Source organism: Micromonospora sp. NPDC051300, assembly GCF_044455315.1.
Classification (GTDB): Bacteria; Actinomycetota; Actinomycetes; order Mycobacteriales; family Micromonosporaceae; genus Micromonospora; species Micromonospora robiginosa.
In genome coordinates this window covers 64,613-90,389 of the sequence record NZ_JBITEP010000020.1, presented here as the reverse complement: position 1 = coordinate 90,389, position 25,777 = coordinate 64,613, and the positions used below count along the sequence as shown (strand labels likewise).

The 25,777-nt window shown below is 74.9% G+C and carries 22 protein-coding genes; 7 read left to right on the top strand and 15 right to left on the bottom strand.

What is annotated here, in order from left to right; translation table 11 throughout:
- Positions 1-31 precede the first annotated feature (31 nt).
- Positions 32-790, bottom strand: a complete 759-nt coding sequence (locus tag ACIA5A_RS21625; RefSeq protein WP_396765098.1) for a peptidylprolyl isomerase — start codon at positions 788-790, stop codon at positions 32-34.
- Between the two features lie 177 nt (positions 791-967).
- Between ACIA5A_RS21625 and ACIA5A_RS21620 the strand changes: the two genes are divergently transcribed.
- The 4 genes from ACIA5A_RS21620 (at position 968) to ACIA5A_RS21605 (ending at position 4,879) form a co-directional block, all read left to right on the top strand.
- Entirely contained in the window at positions 968-2,086 is a 1,119-nt protein-coding gene (locus ACIA5A_RS21620) for an RNA ligase RtcB family protein (protein WP_396765095.1), read from the top strand.
- A complete protein-coding gene (prfH, locus tag ACIA5A_RS21615; RefSeq protein ID WP_396765093.1) occupies positions 2,083-2,688 on the top strand; it encodes a peptide chain release factor H in 606 nt (201 codons plus the stop codon). The genes ACIA5A_RS21620 and prfH overlap by 4 nt, the downstream gene beginning before the upstream one ends.
- Positions 2,685-3,659, top strand: coding sequence for a phosphotransferase family protein (locus tag ACIA5A_RS21610; RefSeq protein WP_396765090.1), 975 nt, complete (start codon positions 2,685-2,687; stop codon positions 3,657-3,659). The genes prfH and ACIA5A_RS21610 overlap by 4 nt, the downstream gene beginning before the upstream one ends.
- A 227-nt stretch (positions 3,660-3,886) precedes the next feature.
- On the top strand, positions 3,887-4,879 hold the full coding sequence (locus ACIA5A_RS21605; RefSeq protein WP_396765087.1) for a GGDEF domain-containing protein: 993 nt from the start codon (positions 3,887-3,889) through the stop codon (positions 4,877-4,879).
- Between the two features lie 5 nt (positions 4,880-4,884).
- Here ACIA5A_RS21605 and ACIA5A_RS21600 read toward each other — a convergent pair whose 3' ends face one another.
- Positions 4,885-5,310 carry a VOC family protein gene (locus ACIA5A_RS21600; RefSeq protein ID WP_396765084.1) on the bottom strand — a complete coding sequence of 142 codons (426 nt, stop codon included), beginning with the start codon at positions 5,308-5,310 and terminating at the stop codon, positions 4,885-4,887.
- 229 nt (positions 5,311-5,539) lie between these two features.
- Between ACIA5A_RS21600 and ACIA5A_RS21595 the strand changes: the two genes are divergently transcribed.
- Positions 5,540-6,355, top strand: a complete 816-nt coding sequence (locus ACIA5A_RS21595) for a DUF72 domain-containing protein (protein ID WP_396765202.1) — start codon at positions 5,540-5,542, stop codon at positions 6,353-6,355.
- A gap of 41 nt (positions 6,356-6,396) precedes the next feature.
- Here the strand turns inward: ACIA5A_RS21595 and ACIA5A_RS21590 are convergent, their stop codons facing one another.
- Positions 6,397-7,815, bottom strand: a complete 1,419-nt coding sequence (locus tag ACIA5A_RS21590; RefSeq protein WP_396765081.1) for an ATP-binding protein — start codon at positions 7,813-7,815, stop codon at positions 6,397-6,399.
- 114 nt (positions 7,816-7,929) lie between these two features.
- Positions 7,930-9,597, bottom strand: a complete 1,668-nt coding sequence (locus ACIA5A_RS21585) for an FAD-dependent oxidoreductase (RefSeq protein WP_396765078.1) — start codon at positions 9,595-9,597, stop codon at positions 7,930-7,932.
- A gap of 110 nt (positions 9,598-9,707) precedes the next feature.
- Here ACIA5A_RS21585 and ACIA5A_RS21580 point away from each other — a divergent pair, with 110 nt between their 5' ends.
- Positions 9,708-10,160, top strand: a complete 453-nt coding sequence (locus ACIA5A_RS21580; protein ID WP_396765075.1) for a DUF5709 domain-containing protein — start codon at positions 9,708-9,710, stop codon at positions 10,158-10,160.
- A 10-nt stretch (positions 10,161-10,170) separates the two neighbouring features.
- On the opposite strand, the gene ACIA5A_RS21575 is transcribed toward ACIA5A_RS21580, so the two are convergent.
- From ACIA5A_RS21575 to ACIA5A_RS21530, 10 genes are all read right to left on the bottom strand, one after another.
- Positions 10,171-10,977: a class I SAM-dependent methyltransferase gene (locus ACIA5A_RS21575; protein ID WP_396765072.1), complete on the bottom strand. Its 807-nt coding sequence runs from the start codon at positions 10,975-10,977 to the stop codon at positions 10,171-10,173.
- A gap of 6 nt (positions 10,978-10,983) precedes the next feature.
- The gene (locus tag ACIA5A_RS21570) at positions 10,984-11,781 is read right to left on the bottom strand and encodes an ABC transporter ATP-binding protein (RefSeq protein ID WP_396765069.1); all 798 of its coding nucleotides are present in this window, start codon (positions 11,779-11,781) and stop codon (positions 10,984-10,986) included.
- Positions 11,781-12,524, bottom strand: coding sequence for an ABC transporter ATP-binding protein (locus tag ACIA5A_RS21565; RefSeq protein WP_396765067.1), 744 nt, complete (start codon positions 12,522-12,524; stop codon positions 11,781-11,783). The genes ACIA5A_RS21570 and ACIA5A_RS21565 overlap by 1 nt, the downstream gene beginning before the upstream one ends.
- On the bottom strand, positions 12,521-13,528 hold the full coding sequence (locus ACIA5A_RS21560) for a branched-chain amino acid ABC transporter permease (protein WP_396765064.1): 1,008 nt from the start codon (positions 13,526-13,528) through the stop codon (positions 12,521-12,523). The genes ACIA5A_RS21565 and ACIA5A_RS21560 overlap by 4 nt, the downstream gene beginning before the upstream one ends.
- Complete coding sequence (locus tag ACIA5A_RS21555) at positions 13,525-14,406, bottom strand: branched-chain amino acid ABC transporter permease (protein WP_396765061.1); 882 nt, start codon at positions 14,404-14,406, stop codon at positions 13,525-13,527. The genes ACIA5A_RS21560 and ACIA5A_RS21555 overlap by 4 nt, the downstream gene beginning before the upstream one ends.
- Positions 14,403-15,596, bottom strand: coding sequence for an ABC transporter substrate-binding protein (locus tag ACIA5A_RS21550; RefSeq protein ID WP_396765058.1), 1,194 nt, complete (start codon positions 15,594-15,596; stop codon positions 14,403-14,405). Before ACIA5A_RS21550 ends, ACIA5A_RS21555 begins: the two co-directional genes overlap by 4 nt.
- 47 nt (positions 15,597-15,643) lie before the next feature.
- Entirely contained in the window at positions 15,644-16,048 is a 405-nt protein-coding gene (locus ACIA5A_RS21545; RefSeq protein ID WP_181567524.1) for a roadblock/LC7 domain-containing protein, read from the bottom strand.
- A gap of 18 nt (positions 16,049-16,066) precedes the next feature.
- Positions 16,067-18,535 carry a nitrate- and nitrite sensing domain-containing protein gene (locus tag ACIA5A_RS21540; RefSeq protein WP_396765055.1) on the bottom strand — a complete coding sequence of 823 codons (2,469 nt, stop codon included), beginning with the start codon at positions 18,533-18,535 and terminating at the stop codon, positions 16,067-16,069.
- 178 nt (positions 18,536-18,713) lie between these two features.
- A complete protein-coding gene (locus ACIA5A_RS21535; RefSeq protein ID WP_396765052.1) occupies positions 18,714-19,166 on the bottom strand; it encodes a helix-turn-helix transcriptional regulator in 453 nt (150 codons plus the stop codon).
- A gap of 166 nt (positions 19,167-19,332) precedes the next feature.
- Positions 19,333-20,589 (bottom strand): cytochrome P450, encoded by a 1,257-nt coding sequence (locus tag ACIA5A_RS21530; protein ID WP_396765050.1) that lies wholly within the window; start codon positions 20,587-20,589, stop codon positions 19,333-19,335.
- A gap of 159 nt (positions 20,590-20,748) precedes the next feature.
- Between ACIA5A_RS21530 and ACIA5A_RS21525 the strand changes: the two genes are divergently transcribed.
- Positions 20,749-21,795: a zinc-dependent alcohol dehydrogenase family protein gene (locus ACIA5A_RS21525; protein ID WP_396765047.1), complete on the top strand. Its 1,047-nt coding sequence runs from the start codon at positions 20,749-20,751 to the stop codon at positions 21,793-21,795.
- 63 nt (positions 21,796-21,858) lie between these two features.
- Here the strand turns inward: ACIA5A_RS21525 and ACIA5A_RS21520 are convergent, their stop codons facing one another.
- Positions 21,859-25,074, bottom strand: coding sequence for a hypothetical protein (locus tag ACIA5A_RS21520; protein ID WP_396765045.1), 3,216 nt, complete (start codon positions 25,072-25,074; stop codon positions 21,859-21,861).
- Positions 25,075-25,777: the final 703 nt, after the last annotated feature.

The following is a 25,777-nucleotide window of genomic DNA, read 5'->3' as shown; positions in this document are numbered from 1 at the left end:
CCGACGAGGCCGCCCCGCCGGGGTGGTCCGGTCAGCGACCCCGCTTGGCCCGGCAGATCTCCACCGGCTGGGCCGGCGCGCCGTCGACCGGCGCCGGGTCCTCCGGCGTGGCGGCGATCCCGCCGGCCGCGATCCGGTCCAGCGTGGCCAGCCCGGCCGCGTCCACCTGCCCGAAGACGGTGTAGTTGGGGCGCAGCGCCGAGTCGCGCTGGACCAGGAAGAACTGGCTGCCGTTGGTGTCCGGACCGGCGTTCGCCATGGCCAGCGTGCCACGGGCGTAGAGACGGCGGACGCCTGTCGGGTCGGTGGGCGCGGGCGGCAGGTCGGTGGGCAGCTCGTCGCGGTAGCGGTAGCCCGGGCCGCCCTCGCCGGTGCCGGACGGGTCACCGCACTGCAGCACCGTCAACGTCGGGTACGCGGTGAGCCGGTGGCAGGGCGTCCGGTCGTAGAACCGGTGCCGGGTCAGGTGCAGGAAGCTCTGCACCGTGCACGGCGCCTGCTCGCGGTCGAGGGTCAGCCCGATCGGCCCCTGGTTGGTGTGCAGGGTGACCCGTACCGTGCCCCGGTCCGGCGTGCGGCGCGGGTCCGGCGGCAGCGGCACCGGCCGGGCCGCCGGCTCGTCCGGCGTCGGCGTGTACGCGCACGGCCCCTTGGTCGGCGCGGGGTCGGCGGCCGGCGCCGCGGTCGCGGCGACGGCGGAGCCGGCGACCAGCGCGGCGGCGGCCACCGTCACCCCGGCGAGGCGGGCCAGCAGCGGTAAGGCGACGTGCGGTCGGGTTTCGCTCGACACGTGGGTCCTCCCTGGACTCGTGGTACCAGAACGACCGGAGTCTATGGAGCCGGTGACCCGATGTCGACGAAAAGTCGGTTGCCGGGCGTGGCGGGGTCCGGGAGGGTGTCGGTCATGACGTACTGACGGACCGCACCCCGCCGCTCCCCACACCCCTTCCGAACGAAACGAGCGTCCGTGCCCGCCTCCGTCTCCGTCTTCTCCTCCCCCGGCAGTTGGATCGAGTCCGCCGCCGTCGACCAGTGCCACCAGGTCGCCGCCCTCGACGGCATGACGCACGTCGCCGCCATGCCGGACCTGCACCCCGGCAAGGGCGCTCCGATCGGCGCGGCCATGGCGTCGACGGTGCTCTACCCGTTCCTCGTCGGCTCCGACATCGGCTGCGGCATCGCGGTCTTCCCGATCGTGCTGCGCCGGGCCGTGCCGGAGCGGCTCGCCGCCCGCTTCCCCGACCTGGACCGCGCCCTGGACCCGGACCGGGACGCCGACGACCCGGCCTGGTCGGTGCTGACCGGCGACGTGCCGGCCGGGCACCTCGACGGCCTCGGCACGGTCGGGCGCGGCAACCACTTCGTCGAGCTGGCCCGCGTCGGCGCGATCGACGCGCCGGCGCACGCCGACCGGCTCGGGCTGGCCGCCGGCGACCTCGTGCTGGTGGTGCACTCCGGCTCGCGCGGGCTGGGCGAGAAGATCCTGCGCGAGCACACCGAGGCGTACGGCGCGGGCCCGGCGCCCGACCCGGCGGCCTACCTGTCCCGGCACGACGACGCGGTGCGGTGGGGCTCGCTCAACCGGCGGCTGCTGGCCGCCCGGGTCGCCCACGCGCTCGGGGCCGAGCCCACCGAGCCGATCGTCGACCAGTGCCACAACCTGGTCGAGATCCGCGACGGGCACTACCTGCACCGCAAGGGCGCCGCCCCGGGCGACGGGCGGGACGTGCTGGTCGCCGGCACCCGGGGCACCCCGTCGCACCTGGTGGCCGCGCACGCGGGCGCGGACGCCAACCACTCGGTGGCGCACGGCGCCGGCCGGAAGATGTCCCGCGCCGACGCGCTGCGCCGGGGCAGGGCCAAGCACACCGTCGAGGAGCTGCGGCGCACCCCGGTCGGGTCGATCGTGGTGTGCGGCGACCGCCAACTGCTGTTCGAGGAGGCGCCCACCGCCTACAAGCGCATCGAACAGGTGATCGGCGACCTGGTGGCACACGACCTCGCCACCCCGGTCACCACCACGGTGCCGCTGGTCACCTACAAGACGCCTGACGTCGCACCGACGCGCCGCCGGGGGCGGCGGTGACCGACCTGTTCCTCTCCGCCGGGCGCGGACCGCAGGAATGCGCCTGGGCGCTGGGTCGGCTGCTGCATCGCCTGGAGGTCGACGCCGCCCGCCACCGGCTCGCCGCCGTCCGGGTCGAGACCGTCCCCGGCGAGCGGCCCGGCACCTGGCGTTCGGTGCTGCTGCGGATCACCGGCGCCGGGGCGGAGACGTTCGCCGCCGGCTGGACCGGCACGCTCTGCTGGCAGGCGGCCAGCCCCTACCGACCCGGCCACGGGCGGAAGAACTGGTACGTCACCGCCCGACCGCACCGGGCCGAGGTGGTGGACACGCCGTTCCGGGAGGCGGACGTCGCGTTCGCGCCGTGCCGCACCGGTGGGCCCGGCGGCCAGCACCGCAACAAGGCCAGCACCGCCGTACGGGCCACCCACCGCCCGTCCGGGCACGTCGTGGTGGTGGACACCGAACGGCACCTGCACCTCAACCGCCGGATCGCCGTCGACCTGCTGCGCCGGCGGGTCGCCGAGGACGACGAGGCGGCCCGGCGCGAGGGCACGGCGGCCCGGCGGCGGATCCACGACGAGCTGGTCCGCGGCGACCCGGTCCGGGTGGAGCGGCCGTGACGCGCATCTTCCTGCGGCCGGACGACGTCCGTGACCTCGTGCGCGACCGGCTCGGCGCGGACCGCCGGGTCACCGCGCTCGACCGGCTCACCGGCGGCACCCGCAAGGGCGTCTACCGGATCGGGCTCGACGACTTCTCGACCGTGATCCTGTATGTCTGGTCGCCACGGGAGAACTACTGGCCCGAGGCGGAGACCGTCCCGGACGACCCGTTCACCGAGGCGTCCGGGCCGGAACTGTTCGCCGTCAACCACGCCGCGCTCACCGCCGCCGGCGTACGCGTGCCACACCTGATCGCCCGCGATCCCGCCGGACACCACCTGGACGCCGACGTCGCGCTGGTGGAAGATGCCGGCGGTGTGACGCTGGAGGCGTTGCTCGCACGCCACCCCGACCGGGCGGGCGAACCACTGGCCCGGCTCGGGGACGCGCTCCGACGGATGCACACCACGTTCGGCCCACGTTGGGGGCGGCTCGCCGACACCGCCCACAGCCCCTCACCGGCCCGGCCCTCCGAGGACGTGGTGCTGGACCGCGCGCTCGGGCATCTCGCCGAGGTGGCCGCCCGCGACCCCCGACCGGCCGCCGCGCGGAACCGGATCGTCGACCACCTGCTCGGGCTGCACGCCCGGGTGCGGCCACGGCGTACGTACGCGCTGGTACACGGTGAACTCGGTCCGGATCACGTGTTGGTGACCCCGGCCGGCGAACCGGTGATGATCGACATCGAGGGCCTGACCTGGTTCGACGTCGAGTGGGAGCATGCCTGGCTGCGGCTACGCTTCGGTGCTGCGTACCAGACGCTGGGACCGGTCGCGCTCGACGCCGACCGGCTGGCTCTCCACCGGTACGCGCAGGTGCTCTCCCTGATCGCGGGTCCACTTCGGATTGCCGAGGGCGACTTCCCGGAGCGGCGGTGGATGCTCGACCTCGCCGAGCGGAACATCGCCGAGGCGCTCGCTGCGCTCTGAGCACGCCCGGTCGCGGCGCGTCACGGCGATGTCGCAATTGGCCCGGATGAACGTCCGGTGAATGTCGCGGGTATTGACGGTCCGGCGGCCCGGTCATTGAATTTCGACGTGGCGAGCTGCCCGTGGCGCGTGGCGAGCACACCGGCCGTCGGCGGGGGCGGGCCGGTCACCCGACCCCGGGTCCGTCGCCGGGCACCCGCCGTGCGCCCACCCCGGCGGGCCGGGCGATGACCGAGCGCCGCCGCCGCACGCTGCTCAGCGCGGCACTGCACGCCGTGTCCCACGCGGTCGCCGTCGTCTACTGCCTGATGACGCCCGCCCAGCCGCACCGCCCGCTGATGCTCGGGGCGTACGGCTGCGGCCTGGTCGCCGGCGTCGCCGGCTCGTGGCTCGCGACCCGGGTGGCGTCGAAGACCTGGAGCTACCGGATCTCCTCCACCCTGCTGCTGATCACGCTGGTGGCCGCCACGGTGGGCGCGCTCGGCGACGGTGGCGTGTCCTCGCCGGCCGCGCTGGGCTTCGTCACCACCGCGGTCTTCGTCGCCAGCTACACCCCGCAACTGCGCCTGATGGTCGGTTTCGAGGTGCTCATCGTCGGCACCTATCTGGTGGTCGCCCTCGCCGGACCACCCGCGCCACGCGGCCACGTGTTCGTCTACCTCGCCGGCATGCTGGTGCTCATCTCGGTCTGCTCCACCCAGACCCGGGCCCTGGCCCGGCAGCGGTCCCAGCTCCGCGCCCTGGCCTCGCTCGACCCCCTGACCGGCGCGCTGAACCGGCGCGGGCTGGCCGAGTTGGCCCGGTTCCTGTTCCGCACCGGATGCCGGCCCGGCCCGTCGCTGCTCTGCCTCGACCTGGACGACTTCAAGCTGGTCAACGACCGCCTCGGGCACGCCTCCGGGGACGACCTGCTGCGCCGGGTGGTGACCGTGACCCGCGAGACGCTGCGCGGCGGCGACGCCATCGCCCGGATCGGCGGCGACGAGTTCGTGGTGGTGCTCGCCGACGCCGACGCGCAGACCGCCCGGTCCACCGCGGCGAGGGTGGAGGCGGCGCTACGACCACTCACCGCGGTCAGCGTCGGCGCGGCCACCGCGCCCTACGACGGGGACACCCTCGACCAGCTCCTGCACGCCGCCGACCAGCGGCTCTACCGCGTGAAGCAGCAGCGTCGCCGGGCCGCCGGACGGCTGCTCGCCGACGGCGGCGGTCGCGGCTGACCGGGTCAGGCGACGAACACGCAGAACGGGTGCCCGGCGGGGTCGGCGTACACCCGCAGCGGCTCGTCCGGGTCGTCGGCGCGATCGCGCAGCAACCGGCCGCCGAGCCCGAGCACCCGCTCGTGCTGCCGGTCGAGCTCCGCCACCGACGGCACCGTCAGGTCCAGGTGCAGTTGCTGCGGCACCCCACCCGCCGGCCAGGTGGCCGCCGGCAGCCGGTCGACCTGCTGGAACGCCAGTTGCGGGACGCCCTCGGACGTCCGCAGCACCAGCCAGTCCCGGCCGCGCTCGTCGTCCCCGTCGTCCTCCGGCGGCTCGTCGCCGGCTCGGTAGGCCAGCCCCAGCAGCGCGCGGTAGAACTCGGCCAGTGCCCGCGCGTCGGTGGCGTCGAGCACCACCTGGCACAGCCGCAGACCCGCTCCGTCGGTCACGGTGACCACCTCCGGGTCCCCTCCTGCCCCCACCGGGTACGCCCCAACCCACCGCCCGCCGATCATGGCGTGGTGGTGCCAGCGGACGTCCCGGTCATCCAGGTACCGGCGTGCCACAACTCCATGATCGGCGGGCGGGAGGGTGGGGCGAACTCCTTGATCACCGGCCGGACGGATACGGTGACCCGCGAGGGAGGGAGACCGGATGCGACTGCACGTCGGGTGTGCCATGTGGACGCACCGGGCCTGGCCGGGGCATGTCCTGCCGGCGCACGAGCGGCTGCGGGCGTACGCCGGCTGGTGCGACGCGGTCGAAGGGAACACCACCTTCTACGCGACGCCGGCCCGGGAGACGGTGGCGTCCTGGGCGGAGCAGACCGATCCGGACTTCCGGTTCCTGGCGAAGCTGCCGAAGGCGGTCACGCACGAGCGGCGGCTCACCGGCGGCGAGGCGGAACTGCGGGCGTTCCTGCACGCGATGGAACCACTCGGGCCCCGCGCCGACACGCTGTGGGTGCAGTTGCCCGGCTCGTTCGGCCCCGGTGACCTGCCCGACCTCGACCGGTTCCTGCGCGCCCTGCCCGCCGGCCACCGGTACGCGGTCGAGGTCCGCCACCCCGCCTTCTTCACCGACGCCGGCGCGGTGCGCGCGTTGGAGGCGACGCTCGACCGGACCGGCGCGGAGTGGGTGCCGTTCGACACCACCGCGTTCTTCCGCACGCCGCCGACGAGCGACGCCGAACGGGAGGCGTGGACGCGCAAACCGCGCCTGCCGCTGCGCACCGAGGCGCTGACCGACCGGCCGGTGGTGCGCTACCTCGGCCGGGACGACCCGGCCGCGACGGTCGAGGGCTGGCAACAGTGGCTGGACGTGGTCACCGGGTGGCTGCGCGAGGGCCGCTCGCCGACCGTGTTCGTGCACACGCCGGACAACGCGGACGCGCCCGACCTGGCCCGCCGGTTCCACGAGCAGGTCCGCGCCCGCCTGCCCGAACTCGCGCCACTGCCCGAGCCGACACCTGTCGGCCCGGCCACGCTGTTCTGACCGGGCCCGCCGCGACCCGGGCACCGGTCCGGCGCACGGGGTCAGGCCGGCGTGAGCGGCAGCAGCACCAGGAACCGGGTGTCGCCGGGCTCCGACCGTACCCGGATGTCGCCGTGGTGCTTGTTGACCACGATCCGGTACGAGATGTCCAGGCCGAGACCGGTGCCCTCGCCCACCGCCTTGGTGGTGAAGAACGGCTCGAAGATGCGCGGGCGCACCTCCGGCGCGATGCCCGGACCGGTGTCGCGGATCTCGACGGTCAGGCTGTCGTCGGTGCGTCCGGTGCGGACCGTCAGCGTGCCCTCGCCGGCCATCGCGCCGAGTGCGTTGTCGATGAGGTTGGTCCACACCTGGTTGAGTTCGGCCGCGTACGCCGGAACGGTCGGCAGGCTCCGGTCGTACTCCTTGACCACGCGCACGCCGGACGGGACCTTCGCGTGGAGCATGACGAGCGTGGCGTCGAGCAGGTCGTGCACGTCCACCGTCTGGTAGGGCGCCCGGTCGAGCTGGGAATACTGCTTCGCGGCCCCGACCAGCCCGGAGACCCGGGTGACCGCGTCGTCGATCTCCCCCATCAGCAGCTCGGTGTCGATGGTGTAGGTGATCCAGTGCACCGCCGACTCCAGGTCGTCGCCGCCGACCGCCGCGTCGACCTGGGCGAGCCAGCCGCTGTCGATGCCGCCGGCGACGAGCGTCGGCGCCAGCTCCCACGCCCCCCGTACGCCGTGCTCGTCGAGCCAGTCGCCCAGCTCGTCCTCGGCGTCGCTGGCCGCCAGCGGCGACAGCGGCGCCGCCGCGGCGGCCCGCTTCACCGCCTCCTCCTGCAACGAGACGAGGTCGTGCAGGCGCCGCCCGTCGAGCCGGCCGTCGGCGATCATGGCCAGCTTGTGCCGCATCTTCGCCACCCGCCCGCGCAGCGCGGCGGTGGCCCGCACGGCCGCCGCCGCGGGATTGTTCAGCTCGTGGGTGAGCCCGGCCGAGAGCGCGCCCAACGCCAGCAGCCGCTCCCGCTCACCGACGATGGTCTGGGTGTTGCGCATCCCGACGAACAGCCCCTCCAGCAGGTGCGTGGCCATCGGGAACCAGGCGCGCATGGCGACCGCGATGATCGCCGCCGGCACGGCGAACACCGCGCAGTCGGTGACCGCGCGCAGGCTGTTGCGGTAACGCTGCTCCGCCGGGTCACCGATGTACGCCTGCATCGCGCCGCCGTAGACGCCGCGCTTGTCGGTGCGGCTGACCTCCACCTCGTCGGCCTGCACCCGCTGGTGCATCGCCACGGTGCCGTCCAGCAGCACGAAGAAGCAGCTCGCCGGCTCGCCCTCCACGTAGACCGCCTCGCCGGCGCCGCGGTGCTCTACCCGGCCGTGCTCGGCCAGGTGGGCGAGCTGCTCCGGGGTGAGCGACTCGAACAGGAAGAGCTGCCGCAGCTCGTCCGGGGTCAGCCGATCGGACGTCATGCTGCCTCCCTGGTTCGCGACTGCGGGGCTCGCAAAACCGGCTCACTCCTCGCGCTCACTGGACCTCCCTGGTTCGCGACTGCGGGGCTCGCAAAACCGGCTCACTCCTCGCGCTCACTGGGCCTCCAGGTATCGGTGCACCAGGGAAACGGCCATCGCGCCCTCGCCGACCGCCGAGGCGACCCGCTTCACCGACTCGGCCCGCACGTCGCCGGCGGCGAACACGCCAGGCATGCTGGACTCCAGGTGATAGGGGTCGCGGGGCAGCGCCCAGCCGGCCGGCCGGTGGCCGCCCCGGGTCAGGTCCGGCCCGGTCAGCACGAAGCCCCGGCGGTCCCGGGCGACCGCGCCGTCGAGCCAGTCGGTGTGCGGCTCGGCGCCGATGAACACGAACAGCCACGAGGTGTCGGCCTCGCGCGTCTCCCCGGTGCGCATGTCCCGCAGGGTGACCCGTTCCAGGTGGTCCTGCCCGGCGCCGCCGACCACCTCGGTGCACGGGTGGACCTCGATGGCGTCGATCCGGGCGATCTGGTCGATCAGATAGCTGGACATCGAACGGGCCAGGTCGTCACCGCGGATCAGCAGGTGCACGCGGCGGGCGTACCGGGAGAAGTGCACCGCGGCCTGGCCGGCGGAGTTGGCCCCGCCGACGATGTAGACGTCCTCGCCGGAACAGCTCGGCGCCTCGCTCGCCACCGAGCCGTAGAAGCAGCCGCGACCGGTCAGCTCGGCCAGCCCCGGCGCGGGCAGCATCCGGTAGGAGACGCCGGTGGCGAGCACCACGGTGTGCGCGGCGACGCTGCTGCCGTCGCTGAACCGCAGCACCCGCGCCCCGCCGGCGTTCTCCAGCGACACCACCTCGCGGGCGCTGAGCAGTTCCGCGCCGAACCGCAGCGCCTGCCGTCGGGCCCGGTCGGTCAACTGCGCGCCGGACACCCCGTCCGGGAAGCCGAGGTAGTTCTCGATCCGGCTGCTCTGCCCGGCCTGCCCGCCGGTGGCCCGCCGTTCGATCAGCACCGTCCGCAGCCCCTCCGAGGCGCCGTAGACGGCCGCGCCGAGGCCCGCCGGCCCGGCGCCCACCACCACCAGGTCGTAGAAGTCGGCCGCCGGGGTGGTGGCCAGGCCGACCTGCGCGGCCAGGTCGGCCGGCGACGGCTGCACCAGCGACTTGCCGTCCGCGGTCACCACCAGGGGTACGTCGTTCGCGGTCACGCCCGCCGCGCGCAGCAGCTCGGCGCCCTCCGCCTCGTCGGCGAGCACCCAGCGGAACGGCACCAGGTTGCGGGCCAGGAAGTCGCGCGCCTTGAACGACGGCGCCGACCAGCGATGGCCCACCACCCGCAGCTCGGGCGTGGCGGTGGCCCCACCGGCCGTCCACGCCTCCAGCAGTTGGTCGAGGACCGGGTAGAGCTTCTCCTCCGGCGGGTGCCACGGCTTGAGCAGGTAGTGGTCGAGGTCGACCACGTTGATCGCGTTGATCGCCGCGTCGGTGTCGGCGTACGCGGTGAGCAGGACCCGACGCGCGGCGGGGAACAGGTCCATCGCCGCCTCGAGGAACTCGATGCCGTTCATCTGCGGCATCCGGTAGTCGGCGATCAGCACCGCCACCTGCTCGCCGCGCAGCTTCAGCTCGCGCAGCGCCTCCAGGGCCGTCTCGGCCGAGTCGGCGCGCACCACCCGGTAACGGTCGCCGTAGCGGCGCCGGATGTCACGGGCGACCGCCCGGGAGACGGCCGGGTCGTCGTCGACGGTGAGGATCGCGGGGTTGGGCATGACGTCCATCCAAGCACTCCCGACCGCCCGCCGGCATTACCCAGGTCACCCGCTCTTCCCTCGGCGGGCTTTCTGGGCTGGGATGGCGGAGCAGGAGAGCCACCGGAGAGGGAGTCACGATGAGCGACACCGAGCAGACCGCCGACGAGTGGAACGTGGCCGAGGACGACGGCGTGCTGGACGGCTCCGACACGCTCGACGACTCCGTCGGCGACCCGCTCGACACCGGCATCGCCGCCGCCGACCACTGGACGGCGGCGAACCGGTTCGGCACCACGGCCGCCGAGGAGCGCGCCGGTGACTCGCTGGCGCACCTGCTCGCCCAGGAGGAACCGGACGTCGACCCGTACGCCGAGGAGGCCGACGACGAGGACGAGCTGACCCGCCGGGGTTACGAGCGGGAGGCCCGCACCGGCCGGCTGGTCGCCGACGACCAGGGGTTCGGCGAGGACGAGCAGGCCGACTCCGTCGCCCGGGACGTCGGCGTCGACGGCGGGGCGGCCAGCGCCGAGGAGGCCGCGGTGCACCTCGTCGACGATCCGTCCGGCCCCGGGGACGGACCGCTGCGCTGACTCCCCGACCTCACCGCCGTCGGCGGCCCCGGGTCGACACGAACTGGTAGGACATGGCCGCGAACCCCGGGTCGCGCAGCAGCCGGCGGAACGCCTCCAACTGGCCGGTCGACAGCCCGGCGTCGAGCAGCTCCGGCTCCAACTGGCGGGAGTTGGTGCCGTACAGCGAGATGCCGAGCGAGCCGCCCGGCCAGCTCTGCGCGTGGGTGACGGTGTCCACGTCGACCAGGCCCGCCCCGATCAGCTCGGCGTGCACGTCCTGTGCCCAGGCCAGGTCCGCGCCGTGGCTCTGCAGGATGCCCAGCATCGCGTCCGTCACCTGGGCGAAGAGCTTCGCCGCGTCGTCGCTCGGCGCGGTCAGCACCCGCAGCGGCGCGGTGCAGTCGAACTCCTCGACCACCAGCCACCCGCCCGGGGCCAGCGCGTCGGCCAGGGTACGCAGGACCCGGCGCCGCTCCGGCAGGTGCAGCAGCACCAGCCGGGCGTGGATCAGGTCGAACGCGTCTCCCGGCGGCGGCTCCCGGCGCACGTCGTGCCGGCGGACGTCGAGGTTGACCGCCGGGTGCAGGTGCGTCAGGTCGAGGTCGGTGGCGACCACCCGGCCGGCCGGGCCGACCGCGGTGGCCATGGCGCGGGCGACCGAGCCGCCACCGGCGCCGACCTCCCAGCACCGGGGGCCGTCCGGGGCGAGCAGCGGCGCGGCGATCCGGCCGGTGGTGATCGGGTCCAGGAAGGCTTCGAGCGCGTGCAGTTGGGGCACCGCGTCGGCGGCGCCGGTGTCGAAGGCGTAGTCGGTCTCGGAGGCGTCGGTCGGCATCGCTCCTCATTCCTGTCGCGGTCGGTCGGTTCGTGGACCCGGTGCGTGGGGCACCGCGGGTCGGGGCCGGGAAGCCGGCGGCTCCGCGACCGCGGCGACGCTGAGCAGCGCCGCCACCGCGCCCGGGTCGGCCCGGGCCTCGTCGGCGGGGCGGTCGTAGACCACCCGGCCGTACTCCAGCACCGCGATCCGGTCGGCGACCTCGACCGCGTGCCGGATCTGCTGCTCGACCAGGAGCACCGTCGTGCCGGAGCGGGCCAGCGACCCGACCAGCTCGCGGATCCGTGCGGCCAGGTCGGGCGCGAGCCCCTCACACGGCTCGTCGAGCAGCAGCACCCGGGGCTGGCCGAGCAGCGCCCGGGCGATGGCGAGCATCTGCTGCTCGCCGCCGGAGAGTTGGTCGCCGCGGTGCCGCAGCCGGGCCCCGAGCCGGGGCAGCAGTTCCAGCACCCGGGCGACGGTCCAGCCCTCCCCGCCCGGGGTCGCCGCCCGCCACGGCGCCGCGGCCAGGACCAGGTGCTCGGCCACGGTCAGCCGGGAGAAGACCCGCCGGCCCTGTGGCACCAGCCCCACCCCGGCACGGGCGATCCGGTGCGGCTGCCGGCCGGCGACCGGCACGCCGCCGATCTCGATCCGCCCGGCGTGCGGCCGGACCAGGCCGGCCACGCAGTGCACGAGCGTGCTCTTGCCGGCGCCGTTGCGGCCCACCACCGCCTGCACCGCGCCGGGCCGCACGTCGAGGCTCACCTCGTGCAGCACGGTGCCGCCGCCGTAACCGGCGCACAGCCGTTCGATGCGCAGCATCACGCCACCCCCTCCGCGTACGCCTCCCGGACCGGGCCGGACGCGCGGATCTCGGCGGGCGACCCGGTGGCGAGCGTCCGGCCGTCCCGCAGGACGGTCACCGTGTCGCAGAGCGCGTAGACCAGGTCCAGCCGGTGCTCGACGAGCAGCACCGCGACCGCGCGCGGCAACCCGCGCAGGAAGTCCGCGAGCCAGCCGACCTCGACGGCGGAGAGCCCGGCGGCCGGCTCGTCCAGCAGCAGCAGGCGCGGCCGGCCGGCCAGCGCCACGGCGATCTCCAGTTGCCGCCGCTGACCGTGGGCGAGCTGCCCGGCCGTGGTCGCGGCGAGGTCGGTGAGGCCCACCCGGTCCAGCAGCACCGCCGCGGTGCGCCCGGCCGCCCGCCGCCGGGCGGTGGGATGCCACCGGCCGGCCCGCTCGGCCCGGGGCAGCGCGGCGACAAGCACGTTCTCCCGCACGGTGAGCGAGTCCCAGACGGCGGGCCGCTGGTGGATGCGGGCCACACCACGCCGGGCGCGGGCGGCCGGACCGAGCCGGGTGACGTCCCGCCCGGCCAGCCGGATCCGGCCGCCGACCGGTCGGGTGGCGCCGGCCACCACGTCGAGCAGCGTGGTCTTGCCCGCGCCGTTCGGCCCGATCAGCGCGTGCCGCTGGCCGAGCGGGACGTGGAGGTCCACCGCGTCGAGCGCGGTCAACGACCCGTAGCGCACGGTGACCGCCTCGGCGGCGAGCAGCGGCGTCACGGGCGTACCCCGGTCATCGCGGCCGGGCGGGGCGGGTCGGCGGCCCGGGTGTCCGGGGTGGACCGCCGGGCCGCCGGCCGGGCGGACCGAGCGGCGGGCAGCAGGTAGGCGGCGACGACGAAGGCCACCCCGAGCACCAGCGGCCCCTGCCCGGGCAGCGCGCCGAACAGCCAGTCCCGGGCGGCGACGACGAGCACGGCGCCGACCAGCGCGCCGCCGACCGAGGCGGTGCCGCCGACGACCACGCCGAGCAGCAGCAGCGCCGAGGTGTCGAACCCGAAGTCGGCAGGCGAGACGTACTGCTGAGCGGTGACCAGCAGGGAGCCGGCCGCGCCGGCGATCGCGCCGGCGGCGACGTGGACGCCCGCCACGTGCGCCGGCACGCGGTGCCCGCTGGCCCGCAGCCGCGCCTCGTCGTCGCGGCCGGCCCGCAGCAGCAGGCCGACCCGGGTCCGCAGCACCACCAGCACCAGACCGGTGAGCACCGCGACCACCACGAGCGTGTAGAGGTAGCGGGACCGGTCGGTGGCCAGCACCGGCAGCCCCCACAGCGGCCGGGCCGGCGCGATGCCGGCGAGCCCGTCGGTGCCGCCGGTCACCGAGGTCCACCGGCCGGCGAGGACCACCGCCAACTCGCCCACCGCCAGCGTGATCATCAGGAGCACCACCCCGCGGGCGCGCAGCACCAGCGGCAGCGTCACCGCCGCCAGCGCCGCGCCCGCCGCGGCCGCGACCAGCAGGTGCACCGGCCCGACGTCGGAGAGCCGGCCGCCGGCCACCGCCCCGGCGTAGGCGCCGGCCGCGTAGGGCGCGGTCTGACCGAGCGTGGGCAGCCCGGCCACGCCGGTCAGCAGCGCGACGCCGACCGCGACCAGGCCCAGCGCCAGCGTGCGGGCCAGCAGCGCCACGGTGTAGTCGTCCACCGCCCAGGGCACGGCGACCAGACCGGCCAGCACCGCCGCGCCGACGGCCACCCGCAGCACCCGCACGGCCCGGCCCCTCATGTCGCCACCCGCGCCGAGGCCAGGCCGCGGGCCCGGACCGCGAGCACCACCGCCATGGCGGCGAACAGCAGGAACGGGGCGGCCGACGGGGCGAGCGCGACGCCGAGCGTCTGGATCTGGCCCACGGCCAGCGCGGCGAGCAGCGTGCCGGTCATCGAGCCGAGACCGCCGAGGACCACCACGACCAGGGAGAGCAGCAGCACCGCGTCGGCGGTGTCCGGCCCGGGCCCGATGATCGGCGCGCCGAGCACGCCCGCGACGCCGGCCAGCGCCCCGGCCACGGCCAGCACGCCGACCCGGACCACGGCCGGGCTCACCCCGAGCGTGGCGACCATCTCCGCGTCGTCGACCGCCGCCCGCACCAGCATGCCCGCCCCGGTCCGGCGCACCACCAGGTGCAGCAGGACCGCGAGCACCGCGGCCACCACGATGAAGACCAGGCGGTACGCGGCGTAGCGGTGCCCGGCGACCGCCACCGACCCGTCCAGCGCGGCCGGCACCCGTACCGGTGGGTCGTCCGGACCGAACGCGGCGACCAGCAGGCTCCCACCGGCCAGCGCGACCCCGAAGGTGAGCAGCGCCTGGGTGAGGTGCCCGGCGGTCGCGACCCGGGCGAGCAGCACCGCGACCAGCGCGCCGGCGGCGGTGGCGGCGGCCACGCCGACCACCAGCGCCACCGCCAGGCTGGCCCAGTCGCCGTCCAGCAACGCCGCGGCGGTGTAGCCGCCGATGGCGAACAGCAGCCCGTGCGCGAGGTTGAGCATGCCGGCCACGCCGAAGCAGAGCACCAGCCCGGCCGCGGCGACGAACACCAGCAGCCCGTAGGCGACCCCGTCCAGGGCCGGGACGACGTAGGGGTCGACCGGCACGCCTGTCATCCCCCCACGGTGGCGAGGTCGCCCACCACGGTGTTGGACAGCGCCCGACCGTCCTGGCGGACCTGACGGAGGTACCACTTCTGCACCGGGGCGTGCGTGGTCGGCGAGAACTGCCAGGTGCCGCGCGGGCTGGCGATCTGGCCGAGCTGGCTGATCGCCGCGTTGATCTTCTCCGGGGTGGCGTCGTCGCCGGCCGCCGCGATCGCCCGGTCCAGCACCGCCGCCGCGTCGTAGGAGGCCATCGCGTACGTCGTCGGCGAGCCGTCGTGCTCGGCCTTCCAGGCCGCCACGAACTCGCGGTTCTCGGCGTTGTCGAGGTCGGGCGAGTAGTTCAGCACCGAGTAGATGTCCCGCGCGGCGTCGCCCTGCGCGTCGAGCACCCCGCCCTCGGTCAGGAAGCCGGCGGCGTAGAGCGGCACGTCCTTGATCTCGGACTGGGCGTACTGCTTGACGAAGTCGACGGCCGCGCCGCCGGCGTAGAACGTGTAGACCGCGTTCGCCCCGGACGCCTTGATCCGGGCGAAGTACGGGGTGAAGTTGGTGGTCGCCGGGAACGGCGTGAACGTGGTCTTGCCGTCCGGGTTGGCCAGCTTGCCGCCGGCCGCGGCGAACGCCTCGGTGAAGCCGCGCAGCTCGTCCCAGCCGCCCTGGTAGTCCGGGCCGATCGCGTAGACCTTGCCCTTGACGTCGTCGCGCACGTGCGCGGCGATCGCCTCGCCGGGCTCGTCGGAGAGGTAGGAGGTGTGCCAGACCCGGGACACGTCCTTCAGCTCCGGCCGCCCGTTGGACCCGACGAACGGCACCTTCGTCTCGTTGAGCAGCGGGTAGACCGCGGCCACCGAGCCGCCGCCGACGACGCCGGTGAGCGCCACCACCCGGTCCTGCTTGAGCAGCTTGGTGGCGGCGGGCACGGCGGTCGCCGCGCCGTTGCCCTCGTCGGCGACGACCAGCTCGACCTTGCGCCCGCCGAGCTTGCCGTCGTGGCCGGACAGGTAGAGCTGGAAGCCGTCGCGGATGTCCTTGCCCACCGACTGGTAGGTGCCGGAGAGCGAGGCGAGCAGACCGATCTTGACGGTGCCGCCGGAGCCGGCGGTCGGGCCGTCGTCGGCGCAGGCGGACGCCGCGAGCAGGACGAGGGCGAGCAGCCCCGCGGTGCCGGCACGGCGGTGCCGGGACGAGGTCAGGGACATGGTGTCTCTCCTGGTTCGGGGGTGAGGATCCGGCGTGCTGCCGGCGGTCAGCGGCTGCGGCTGAGGGCCGCCCGGGCCGCGGGGGTGAGCGCGTCGCCGATGCGGTTCGCCAGCTCGGTCATCTCGTAGGAGACCTTGCCGACGTCGCACCGCGGATCGGCGAGCACGAGCAGTGAGGCGCCGTCGTTGAAGGCCATGGAGAACATGAAGCCGCCCTCCAGCTGGGTGACGTTGGAGATCACCGCGCCGGCGTCGAAGAACGCCGCCGCGCCGCGCAGCAGACTGACCAGCCCGCTGCCGGTGGCCGCCAACTGGTCGGCCCGGTCCGGCGGGAGACCGCGGGTGGCGGCCACCATCAGGCCGTCGCTGGAGATGGCGATGGCGTGGGTGACCTCGGTGGCGCGCTCGGCGAAGGCGTCCAACAGCCAGCCGAGATCCTGGTGGTCGGTCACGTGCGCTCCCTTGTCGGGTCAGTGGGTGATGAGGGTGGTCCGGCGGCCGGCGACACCGCGGGCGTAGGCGGCCATCGCGGTGGCCACCCGGGCCGGGTCGCGGTGCTCGGTGGGCTGCCGGGGCGCCGGTACGCCGCCGGGCACCAGGTGCTCCTGCGGCTGCCGCTTGGGCAGCCCGGAGGTGGTGGTGCCGGCGACCCGGGGCTCGTCGGAGCGCGCCGCCGTGCGCCAGGCGTCGTCGGCGGGACCGGCCCACGGCGCGCTGTCGCCGTCCGGCCGGTCCGCCTGGAACCAGTGGTTGACCTGGTGGAAGATGACCAGCTCCTCGGTGGGGGCGTCAGCCGTCCCGGATGCCGCCGGCTGGAACACCGGGGCGACCGGGAGCGCCCGGTCGGCGGCCGGGCCGCCGGCCCACGGTTGCGGGGCGGGGCGCGCCCCGGCCGGCACGACGGTGGCCCGCCCGGTCGGCGAGGCGACGGTGGTGCGGCCCGCCCGCCGGGACGGCCGCTCGGGGGTGAGCAGGAACTCCTCGGGCGGCAGCGGCCGGATCAGCGCGGCCGGGAGCGCCACCTCGGCGATGGTGCCCCGGCGCGGGCCGGAGCGGAGCTGGACGGCGGCGCCCAGCCGGTTGGCGAGCTGCCCCACCACGACCAGGCCCATCGCCCGGACGGTGGCGACGTCGATGGCGGGCGGCTGGGCGAGCAGGTCGTTGAGCTGTTGCCGCCGGTGCGGGGGCAGCCCGACGCCCTCGTCGCTGATCTGCACGATCACCCGGTCGCCGAGGCCACGGCCGGTCACCCATGCCTCGGTGGCCGGCGGCGAGTAGCCGGTGGCGTTCTCCATCAGCTCGGCGAGCAGGTGCACCACCTCGTCGACCGACTCGGCGGCCACCGCCACGTCGCCGTCCACCAGGCCGAGGCGGATGCGGGGGTAGTGCTCGATCTGGCTCTGCGCGGCCTGGAGCACCTGGGGCAGCGGCACGTCGTGGTGGCGGACCCGCCCGACGCCCACCCCGCCCAGCACCAGCAGGCTGGCGTTGATCCGGCCCATCCGGGTGGCGAGGTTGTCCAACGCGTAGAGCTGGTGCAGCCGGTCCGGGTCGGTCTCGTCCTGCTCGACCTTGTCGACCTGGGCCAGGACGGCGTCGACGAGCCGCTGCTCCCGCCGGCTCAGGTGGATGAAGATCTCGGCGGTGTTGGCCCGCATGACGGCCTGCTCGGCCGCGGTGCGCACGGCGGCCCGGTGCACCGCGCTGAACGCCTGCCCGACCTCGCCGATCTCGTCGTCGCCGGAGACCTCCAGCGCGTCGACGGCCTGCCGGCGGGCCAGCTCGTCCGGGTCCACCGAGGCGCTGTCCGGCTCCTGCAGCCGGGCCACCACCTGGGGCAGCCGTTCGAAGGCGACCGCGTTCGCCGCGTCCCGCAGCCGGCGCAGCCGCCTGGTGATCTGCCGGGCGACCGCCCAGGTGACCAGCGCGGTCAGCAGCAGCGCCAGCAGGGCGGCCGCCGCCTCGACGACGGCGCGTCGGCGTTGCTCGGCGTGCGCGGCGCGGATGTCGTCGAGCACCGCGCCGTCGACCCGCAGTCGCAGCTCGGCCAGGCGGACCGCCCACTGCTGGGTGGCGGTGAGCCAGGTGCCCAGGTCGAGTTGGAGGCGTTCGCCCGCCGCGGTACGCGCCACCTGGTCGAGGAGGCGTTGCAGTCGCAGCGCGCTCTCCCCGCTGCCGGCCTGCTCCCACCAGCCCTGCCAGGCGGGACGCGCGAGGGCCAGGAAGGCAAGCGTCGCCTCGGTGATGCCGGTGCGGGCGGCGGTGATGTCCTGCTGCAGGGCGGGCGTCACCTGGCCGGCGGTGACCGCGCGCAGCACGGCCACCTGTTGCAGGCCGACCGCCTCGGCCACCTTGGACAGCGCGGCGGAGGCCCGGATGCCGTCGGCGATCCGCGGCTTGACCACGCCGAGGGTGACGCTCTCGCGCAGCCCGAGCAGGTCGGCGATGACGATGCGGTAGCTGAAGGTCATCGCCGACACGGAGGCGCGTTCGGCGGTGCGGACCTGGGCGCGCAGCGGGGCGAGGCTGGCCAGCGCGGCGTCGATCCGGGGCAGCACGGCTCGTTCGGCGGCGGCGCCGGAGGGCACCTGGGCGCGCTGCCGGCGGTAGCCGGCGACCGCGGCGTCGGTGGCGGTGGTGGCGTCGGCGAAGGCGTCCTGCTGCTCGGCGCCGCCGCGGGTCAGCAGGTCGGCGGCGACGATCCGCTCGTGCTGGAGGCGGTGTGCCAGGCCGCCCGCCTCGGCCCCGAGCTGGGCGAGTTGGCCGAGGTCGCTGGCGCGGGCGGTCTGTCGGGCGCTCTCGGTGAGCGCCAGGCCGGCGAAGCCCATCACGGCGACGAGCGGGGCCGCCACGATGAGGCGCATCCGCCCGCCGATGCGCCAGCGACGGCGGCGGGTCGGGTAGGGTCGGGCCGCGTGGGACCTCGTGCTCGACGCCACTGCTGACTCCCCGCACTGATCGGCAAAGTTCTATCTGCATTTGCGGATTGCACGTCTCATTGCGCCGGAAGCCATGCGTCGAGGCCAGACCCGGCCGTGGTACAAACAGGCCGTACCAGCATCTGTACCCAGAGTTGGCGACACCGGCGACCGACCCCGGCCGACGGGGCCGGACCGGTCAGCGGCGGTCGGCCGCCGGCGGCGGGGGCCCCTCGGGCTCCGGCTGCGCGAGCACCTGACCGATCAGCTCCCGAAGCTCGTCGATCGCCGCCACCACGGCCTGCGGGTCGCGCGGGTCGCGCCGCCCGCCCGGCGCGGCGTCCGGCCGGGTCTCCTCGCCGAACCGGGGCCCCCGCCGGCCGTCCGCCGCCAGTTGCTCCGCCGCGACCCGCGGCCACAGGTCGCACAGCCGACCGCCGGTGGCGAGCGCCTCGTCGCAGCGGGCGGCGAACTCCTGGCTGCCGAACCGCCGGCCGGACTCGACCGCGGCGACCGTCTCCCGGCTGAACCGCACCCGATCGGCAAGCGCCCGCTGGGTCAGCCCGCGCCGGGTCCGCCAGCGGCGCAGTTCGGCGCGGAACTGACGGCTGGCGGCGGAGGGATCGGCGTTCGACGCGGGCGTGCGATCCATGTGTTCACCTTCGCGACGCCGGACCGGCATCGGCAGCAGATCGAGGGCGGGTGATGACTGGGCGTTCGCAGGGGGTCATTCTTAACCCACCGGCGCGCGGGTGTGAAGACGCGACTGCGCTGCGTGTCCGCCCGCCCGGGCCGCCCGGGAGCCCCGTCGGCACGCGTCACACCGCCGGGCGGCGGCCGGACGGCACCGGCGCGGCGACGGTGACCGGCAGCGCCCGGTGGGCGCGGAACGCCAGGTTGGGCCGGAACGCGCGGTGGTGTCCCGGCGCCGGCCGCAGGCCCGGCAGGGCCGCCGCGAGGCGGGTGAGCGCGGTGCCGGCCTCCAGCCGGGCCAGCGCCGCCCCGATGCAGAAGTGCGGCCCGTGCCCGAACGAGAGGTGGTCGTGCGCGTCCGGGCGCTCCGGGTCGAACCGGTTGGGGTGGCGGAACGCCGCCGGGTCCCGGTTGGCGGCGCCGATCAGCAGCAGGCAACGGGCCCCGGCGGGGATGGTGACCCCGCCGAGGGTGACCGGCCGGTTGGTCACCCGCAGCCAACCGTCGATGGCGGGCGCGAAGCGCAGCGTCTCGGCGAGGAACGCCGGCACCCGCTCCGGCCGCTCGGCGAACGACCGCCAGCGGTCCGGTTCGGCGAGCGCCCGCTCCAGCGCGTGGGCGAGCAGCCCGGCGGTCGTCTCGTGGCCGGCGACCAGCAGGTTGAACACGATGCTGGACACCTCGGCGACGGTCAGCACCTCGTCGTCGCCGTGCCGGTACGCCAGCAGCTCGGTGACGTAGTCGTCGCCGCCGCCGTCGATCCGGCGCCGCACGAGGTCCTGGCAGTAGCGCCAGAACTCCAGCAGCCCGCCGGCCAGCCGCACCTGCTCGGCCGGGTCCGGTCGACCCCAGATCAGCGCGATCTGCCCGTCCGCCCAGGATCGGATGCGCGGCACGTCACGCGCCGGCACGCCGAGGATGTCCAGCAGGACCAGCAGCGGCAGCTCGGCGGTGAACGCGGTGACCAGGTCGACCTCCTCGCCACCGCGGGCGGCCAGCCGCGACACCAGTTCGTCCACCCGGCGGCGGACGAGCCGGCCGTAGCGTTGCTCGACCCGTTCCGGGGTGTTGGCGAACGTGACCCGCAGCGCCCGGCGGGTGCGCGGATGCACCGGCGGGTCGGCCGCGGCGGTGGTGGGCGGCGCGTCGATCTGGGCGACCAGCGCCAGCGCCTCCGGGCAGACGTCGTAGACCGGGGCGAGGGTGAGGGCGTTGCCGAACGACCGCGCGTCGGCGAGCGCGCGCCGGACGTCGGCGTGCCGGCTGATCAGCCACAACCCGAGTTCCTCGTCGTGGTGCACGCCGCCGTCGCCGTCCAGGAGCCGGGCCCAGACGCCGGCCGGGTCGGTGAGATACGCTCCCGCGAACGGATTCAACCGCATGACCGCCTCCTGCACTACCGACCACTTTCCTTACCGTGCGCTACCGGACGAACACGCGTCAAGATTTGCCGGCATCAATATATTTCTGCCGCTTTTCCGCAACTTGCGCCCTGCTCCTTGCCTTTTTCACGTCCCCGGACGATGTGTGACGATGCGGGGATGCGCGCGGTGGTGTTCGACGAGTTCGGTGGGTGGCCCGAGGTCCGTCGGGTGGCCGACCCGGAGCCCGCGCCGGACGGGGTGGTCCTCCGCGTCGGCGCGACCGGCCTGTGCCGCAGCGACTGGCACGGCTGGCGGGGAGACGACCCGGACATCCGGCTCCCGCACGTCCCCGGGCACGAGTTCGCCGGCGTCGTCGCGTCGGTCGGCGTCGATGTCCGCGGGTGGCGGCCGGGCGACCGGGTCACCGCGCCGTTCGTCTGCGCCTGCGGCAGGTGCCCCGCCTGCCTCGCCGGCGACCAGCAGGTCTGCGAGCGGCAGACGCAGCCCGGCTTCACCGGCTGGGGCTCCTTCGCCGAGTACGTCGCGGTGCGGCACGCCGACGTCAACCTGGTCCGGCTGCCGGACGAGGTGGACGACACGACCGCCGCCGCGCTCGGCTGCCGGTTCGCCACCGCGTTCCGGGCCGTGGTCGCCCAGGGCCGGGTGGCCGCCGGCGAGTGGGTCGCCGTGCACGGCTGCGGCGGGGTGGGCCTGTCCGCCGTGATGATCGCGGCGGCGAGCGGCGCCCGGGTGGTGGCCGTGGACGTCGCGCCCGCCGCGCTGGACCTGGCCCGGCGCAGCGGGGCCGCGGTCTGCCTGGACGGCGGGGCGCTCGGCGGCCCCGGCGAGGTGGCCGCCGCGGTCCGGGACGCCACGGGTGGCGGCGCCCACCTCTCGCTCGACGCGCTGGGCAGTCACGCCACCTGCGTCGCCTCGATCGAGGGCCTGCGCCGGCGCGGCCGGCACGTGCAGGTGGGCCTGCTGCCCGCGGCGCGGGGCCGGCCCGCCCTGCCGATGGAGCTGGTGATCGCGTACGAGCTGGAGCTGCGCGGCAGCCACGGCATGCCGGCCCACGCCTATCCCGAGCTGCTGCGCCTGGTCACCGCCGGGGTGCTGCGCCCGGGTGAGCTGGTCACCGGCGTCGTCGGGCTGGACGAGGCCCCCGCGGCGCTGGCCACGATGGACCGACCGGCGACCGCCGGGATGCGGCTCGTCCGCCCCTGACGGCCGTGGGCCGACCCGCGCCGGGGGAACCGACGCGGACCGGCCCACGACGGGCCGACCGGCTCAGCCGGTGACGGTCACCGAGACGGTACGGGGCGGCTGCTGGTACTGCCCGTGGTTGTCCATCCCCCGGATCGTCACCGAGTAGGCGCCGGCCGGGACGGCCGGTGACGTGTAGGCGAAGTTCGACCCCGGCGAGCCCGGGCTGGTGAGGAACGTCGCGATCCACGTGCCGGCCCGGCCGAACGTGCCGGCCGCGTTCATCCCCTGCCCGGCGCTGTTGGTGATCTGCACCTCCACCCGCTGCATCCCGACGTCGTCGACGGCGCGGCCGGACACCACGATCCGTCCCCCGGTGTAGACCTCGCCCTCGACCGGGGTGATGCTCGGCTCCAGCGTCGGGTCCAGGTCACCGGGATAGACCAGGTACTTGGCGGTGGCGCCGGCGGTCGACCCGTCCTGCTGGCCGGCCGTGTCCACGGCCCACGCCTCGACGCTGTACGTGCCCTTCGTGGGCAGGTCGATCGAGAGCGTGAACGCGGTGCTCGTGCCGTCGGGACTCGCCAGCGTCGCGTCGACGGTGGCGAACGCGGCGGCCATCGTGCCGCCGGGCTGCACGTACCGGCCGGTGTCCAGGTCACGCAGCGCGACCCGGACGGCCCGGACGCCCTTGTCGTCGGTGGCCGTGCCGGCCAGGTCGAGGTGCAGCCGGTCGACGTTCTGGTCGGTGCCGGTGAAGCTGAGCAGACCGTTCGGGAAGGCGTCGCCGGGCGTCTGCGCCGTGACGGTGAGCCGGCCCAGGTTGGCGCTCGACGTGGTCAGGCCGAGGTTGTCGGTCGCGCGGACCCGGAAGTCGTAGACCCCGGAGGTGAGCGGCACCGTGGTGAAGGACCAGTCGAACGTCGCCGCGTCGAGGTTGGTCGGGGAGATCCGGTGGTACGCGGCCACCGAGTCGGCCCCCCACGTGCCGTCCGCCGCCAACGCCTCGCGGGTGGTGGTGTTGCGCAGGTAGATCTCGACCGACTTCAGCGCGTCCTCGTCGCGCGCGGTCCCCGCGAACGTGATCGGCGCGCCCGGGGCGACGGTCAGCGGCGGCGCGGTGGCCGGCGGGGTCATCGCCACCGGCGCGGTGATCGCCACCGTCGGCGGGACGCCGGTCGCCGAGATCGTCCAGTCCCGGGTGTCGCCGCGCAGGTCGCTCTGGCCGATGGTGTCGACCGCGGTGGCGGTCATCCGCCACTGCCCCTCGGTCGGCAGCGTCACCTCGTACTGCCAGGTGGCGGACGTCGCGCCGATCACGTCCGGCTCGCCCCGGAACGTGTTGTAGACCGCCGCGACGCTGCCGTCGTCCTGCAGGTACCGGTTGTCCGGTGTGCGGAACGAGTAGATCATCGCGCTGACGCCCTTGTCGTCGGTGGCGGTGCCGGTCGCGACGAAGCTCCTGGTGGCCAGCAGGCCGGCGGTCGGCGCGCCGATCCGGGTCGAGGGCGGCAGGTCGTCGAAGCGGAACGTCTCGATCTTCTTGGTCGCCTTGGTGGTGTCGCCGGCGCCGTCGCGGGCGAACGTCTTGGCCTGGATCTGGTAGGCGCCGGCCGGCAGCGACACCGGCAGTTTCCAGGTGGTCGAGGTGGCGTTCGGCGCGGCGACCGTCGCGTTGATGCCCTTGAACGCGCCCCAGGTCGTCAGGTCGGCCTGGAGGTACTTACCGCTGTTGCGGTCCATGATCTCCACCTGGACCCGCGACACGCCGGCCGGGGCGAGCGCCTGCCCGCCCAGGTCGAACGACTCGCCGGCCTGCTTCACCGCGCCCTCGATCGGGGTGGTGATCGTGGTGTCCAGCGCCGACGGCGCGGGCTCCTGGGACAGGTCGAAGAACGCGACCCGGCCGGTGGTCTTGCCGCCCTTGACGTTGCCGTCGCCGCCGACGAGCAGGCCGCGCGAGGTGGCCAGCATCGCCTTCTCCCCCTCGTACGAGTTGGAGCCGGGGTTCCACTCCAGCGCGGTGCCGGTGACCGGGTCGAGCGCGCCGAGGTGGTCACGGCGGACCACCTGGTCGCCGAGGCCGTAGCCGCTGAGGCCCTGGCCGGTGCCGTAGCCGACGTTGTCCAGGCCGGGCCAGGGCACGTTCGAGGTGGGCGACTCCTGCCAGCTGAAGTGGCCGCCGACGTAGACGGCGGTGGCGGTGATCGCGACCGAGTAGATGCTGTCGAAGTGCCGGGAGACCCAGAGCGGTTCGACGTGGTCGTTTCCGGTCAGCGGGTAGGCGATGGCGGTGTCGTTGATCGGCGGGCGGTCGCCGCCGGAGCCGCTGGTGACCACGAAGTAGGAGTCGTCCGGCGCGATGTCGCCGGCGAAGACGCGCTGGATGCCGCCGACGAAGGAGAGGTTGTCCTCCCACAGCCGGGTCCGCCAGGGCAGCAGCGACCTGGTGGCGGTGCCGATCAGCGCGACGCCGTAGCGGTCCTGGCCGGCGATCTGGCGCCCGGTGTGCACCACCAGCAGCTTGCTGCGGTCGTGGGTGAGCTTGAGCTGCTGCACGGTGAGCATGCCGCCGACGCCGATGCCGCCGGTGAGCGGCAGGTTGAACGCGGTGTCGACCGCGCCGGTGGTGGGGTTGAGCGCGGCCAGGCCGCTGCGGGCGACGCCGTTGACGGTGGCGAACTGGCCGCCGACGTAGACCGCGGTGGGGCTGACGGCCAGCGCGGTCGCCCGCGCGCTCGCGGTCGCGGTGAACGCGGCGACCGGCGCGCCGGTGGTCGGGTTGAGCCGGGCGATCTTGCGCTTGGTGACGCCGTTGATGGTGTTGAACGAGCCCGCGATGTAGAGCGACGACCCGTCCGGCGAGGCCTCGACGGCCGCCACCGCGCCGTCGATGGTGGGCTTGAAGCCGGTGTCCACCTTCCCGGTGTCCAGGTTGTACGCCGCCAGCGACCGCTGCGCGATCGCCGTGCCGCCGACGTTCGCGATCGACGTGAAGGTGCCGGCGACGAAGACGCGGTTCCCGATCACCTCGATGTCGGTGATCTCGCCGTTGGTGATCCGCGGCGTGTCCGCGCGGGGCGTGGACGGCATCAGCCGGGTGTCCCCGGGGGTCACCAGCGCCTTGGTGGCGACCGTGCGGGCGGCGCCGAGCGCGGCGCTGCCACCCGTGGTCCGCGCGCCCGTGCGCCCGGCGGCGCCGGCATCCGCGACCGTGACGGTGGCGGCGAGCGCCGGCACCCCGGCCACCACTACCGCGCCCGCGGCGAGCACCGCCACCGCGCGACTCCAAACTCGCATCGAGACAACTCTCCTGTCCGCCCGGACGGCGCCCTCGGGTGGCTCCCGACTCCTCGCGTCCGCGTATCGGACGTCACCGTAGGGAGGCAAGGTCTTCTCGCGATACGCCGACGCACCGGTTATCGACCGCTCGACATCAATTCCGGCCACACCGGCGGGTCCGGTCCACCGATCGGGTGGCTCTCCCCTGCCGGCGGTGCCGTCCCCGCACCGCTCGTGCCGGCACCCCACGCCGTCGTGCCCGGTCGCGCGGTCGAGCCGGGACGGGGCCGGATCACCATTCCGACCAGCCTGAACCGTCGTTTAGGCGACGGTCCCGGGGTGAAATGTCGACAGGACGCGGCCGGGTCACCGGGGAGTACATTTTCCGACCCGTACGCCACGACCTCGGCGCAATTGTCGAATCGACGACGGATGCCGGTCCACGGCACGACCGGCGGGGCCGAACTCGGGATTGGTCGTGACCGTAATCCATCGAAGATCACGCTGTCAACGATGACGTCCGACACGGCTCTGAGCAGCGCATATCTGCCACCCCACCGGCATCACCGGCACCGCTGCGCGCATCCGGGCATATCCCTCCACAGTGCTGCGAGCCACCGAAGCCGCCGATGACCGAAACGAGCGACATCACCGCCGGAGCGGACCGAGTAGCGACGTCGAGCCGCCGCAATCGCATTTCTTACCGGTGCCGGGTAATTGG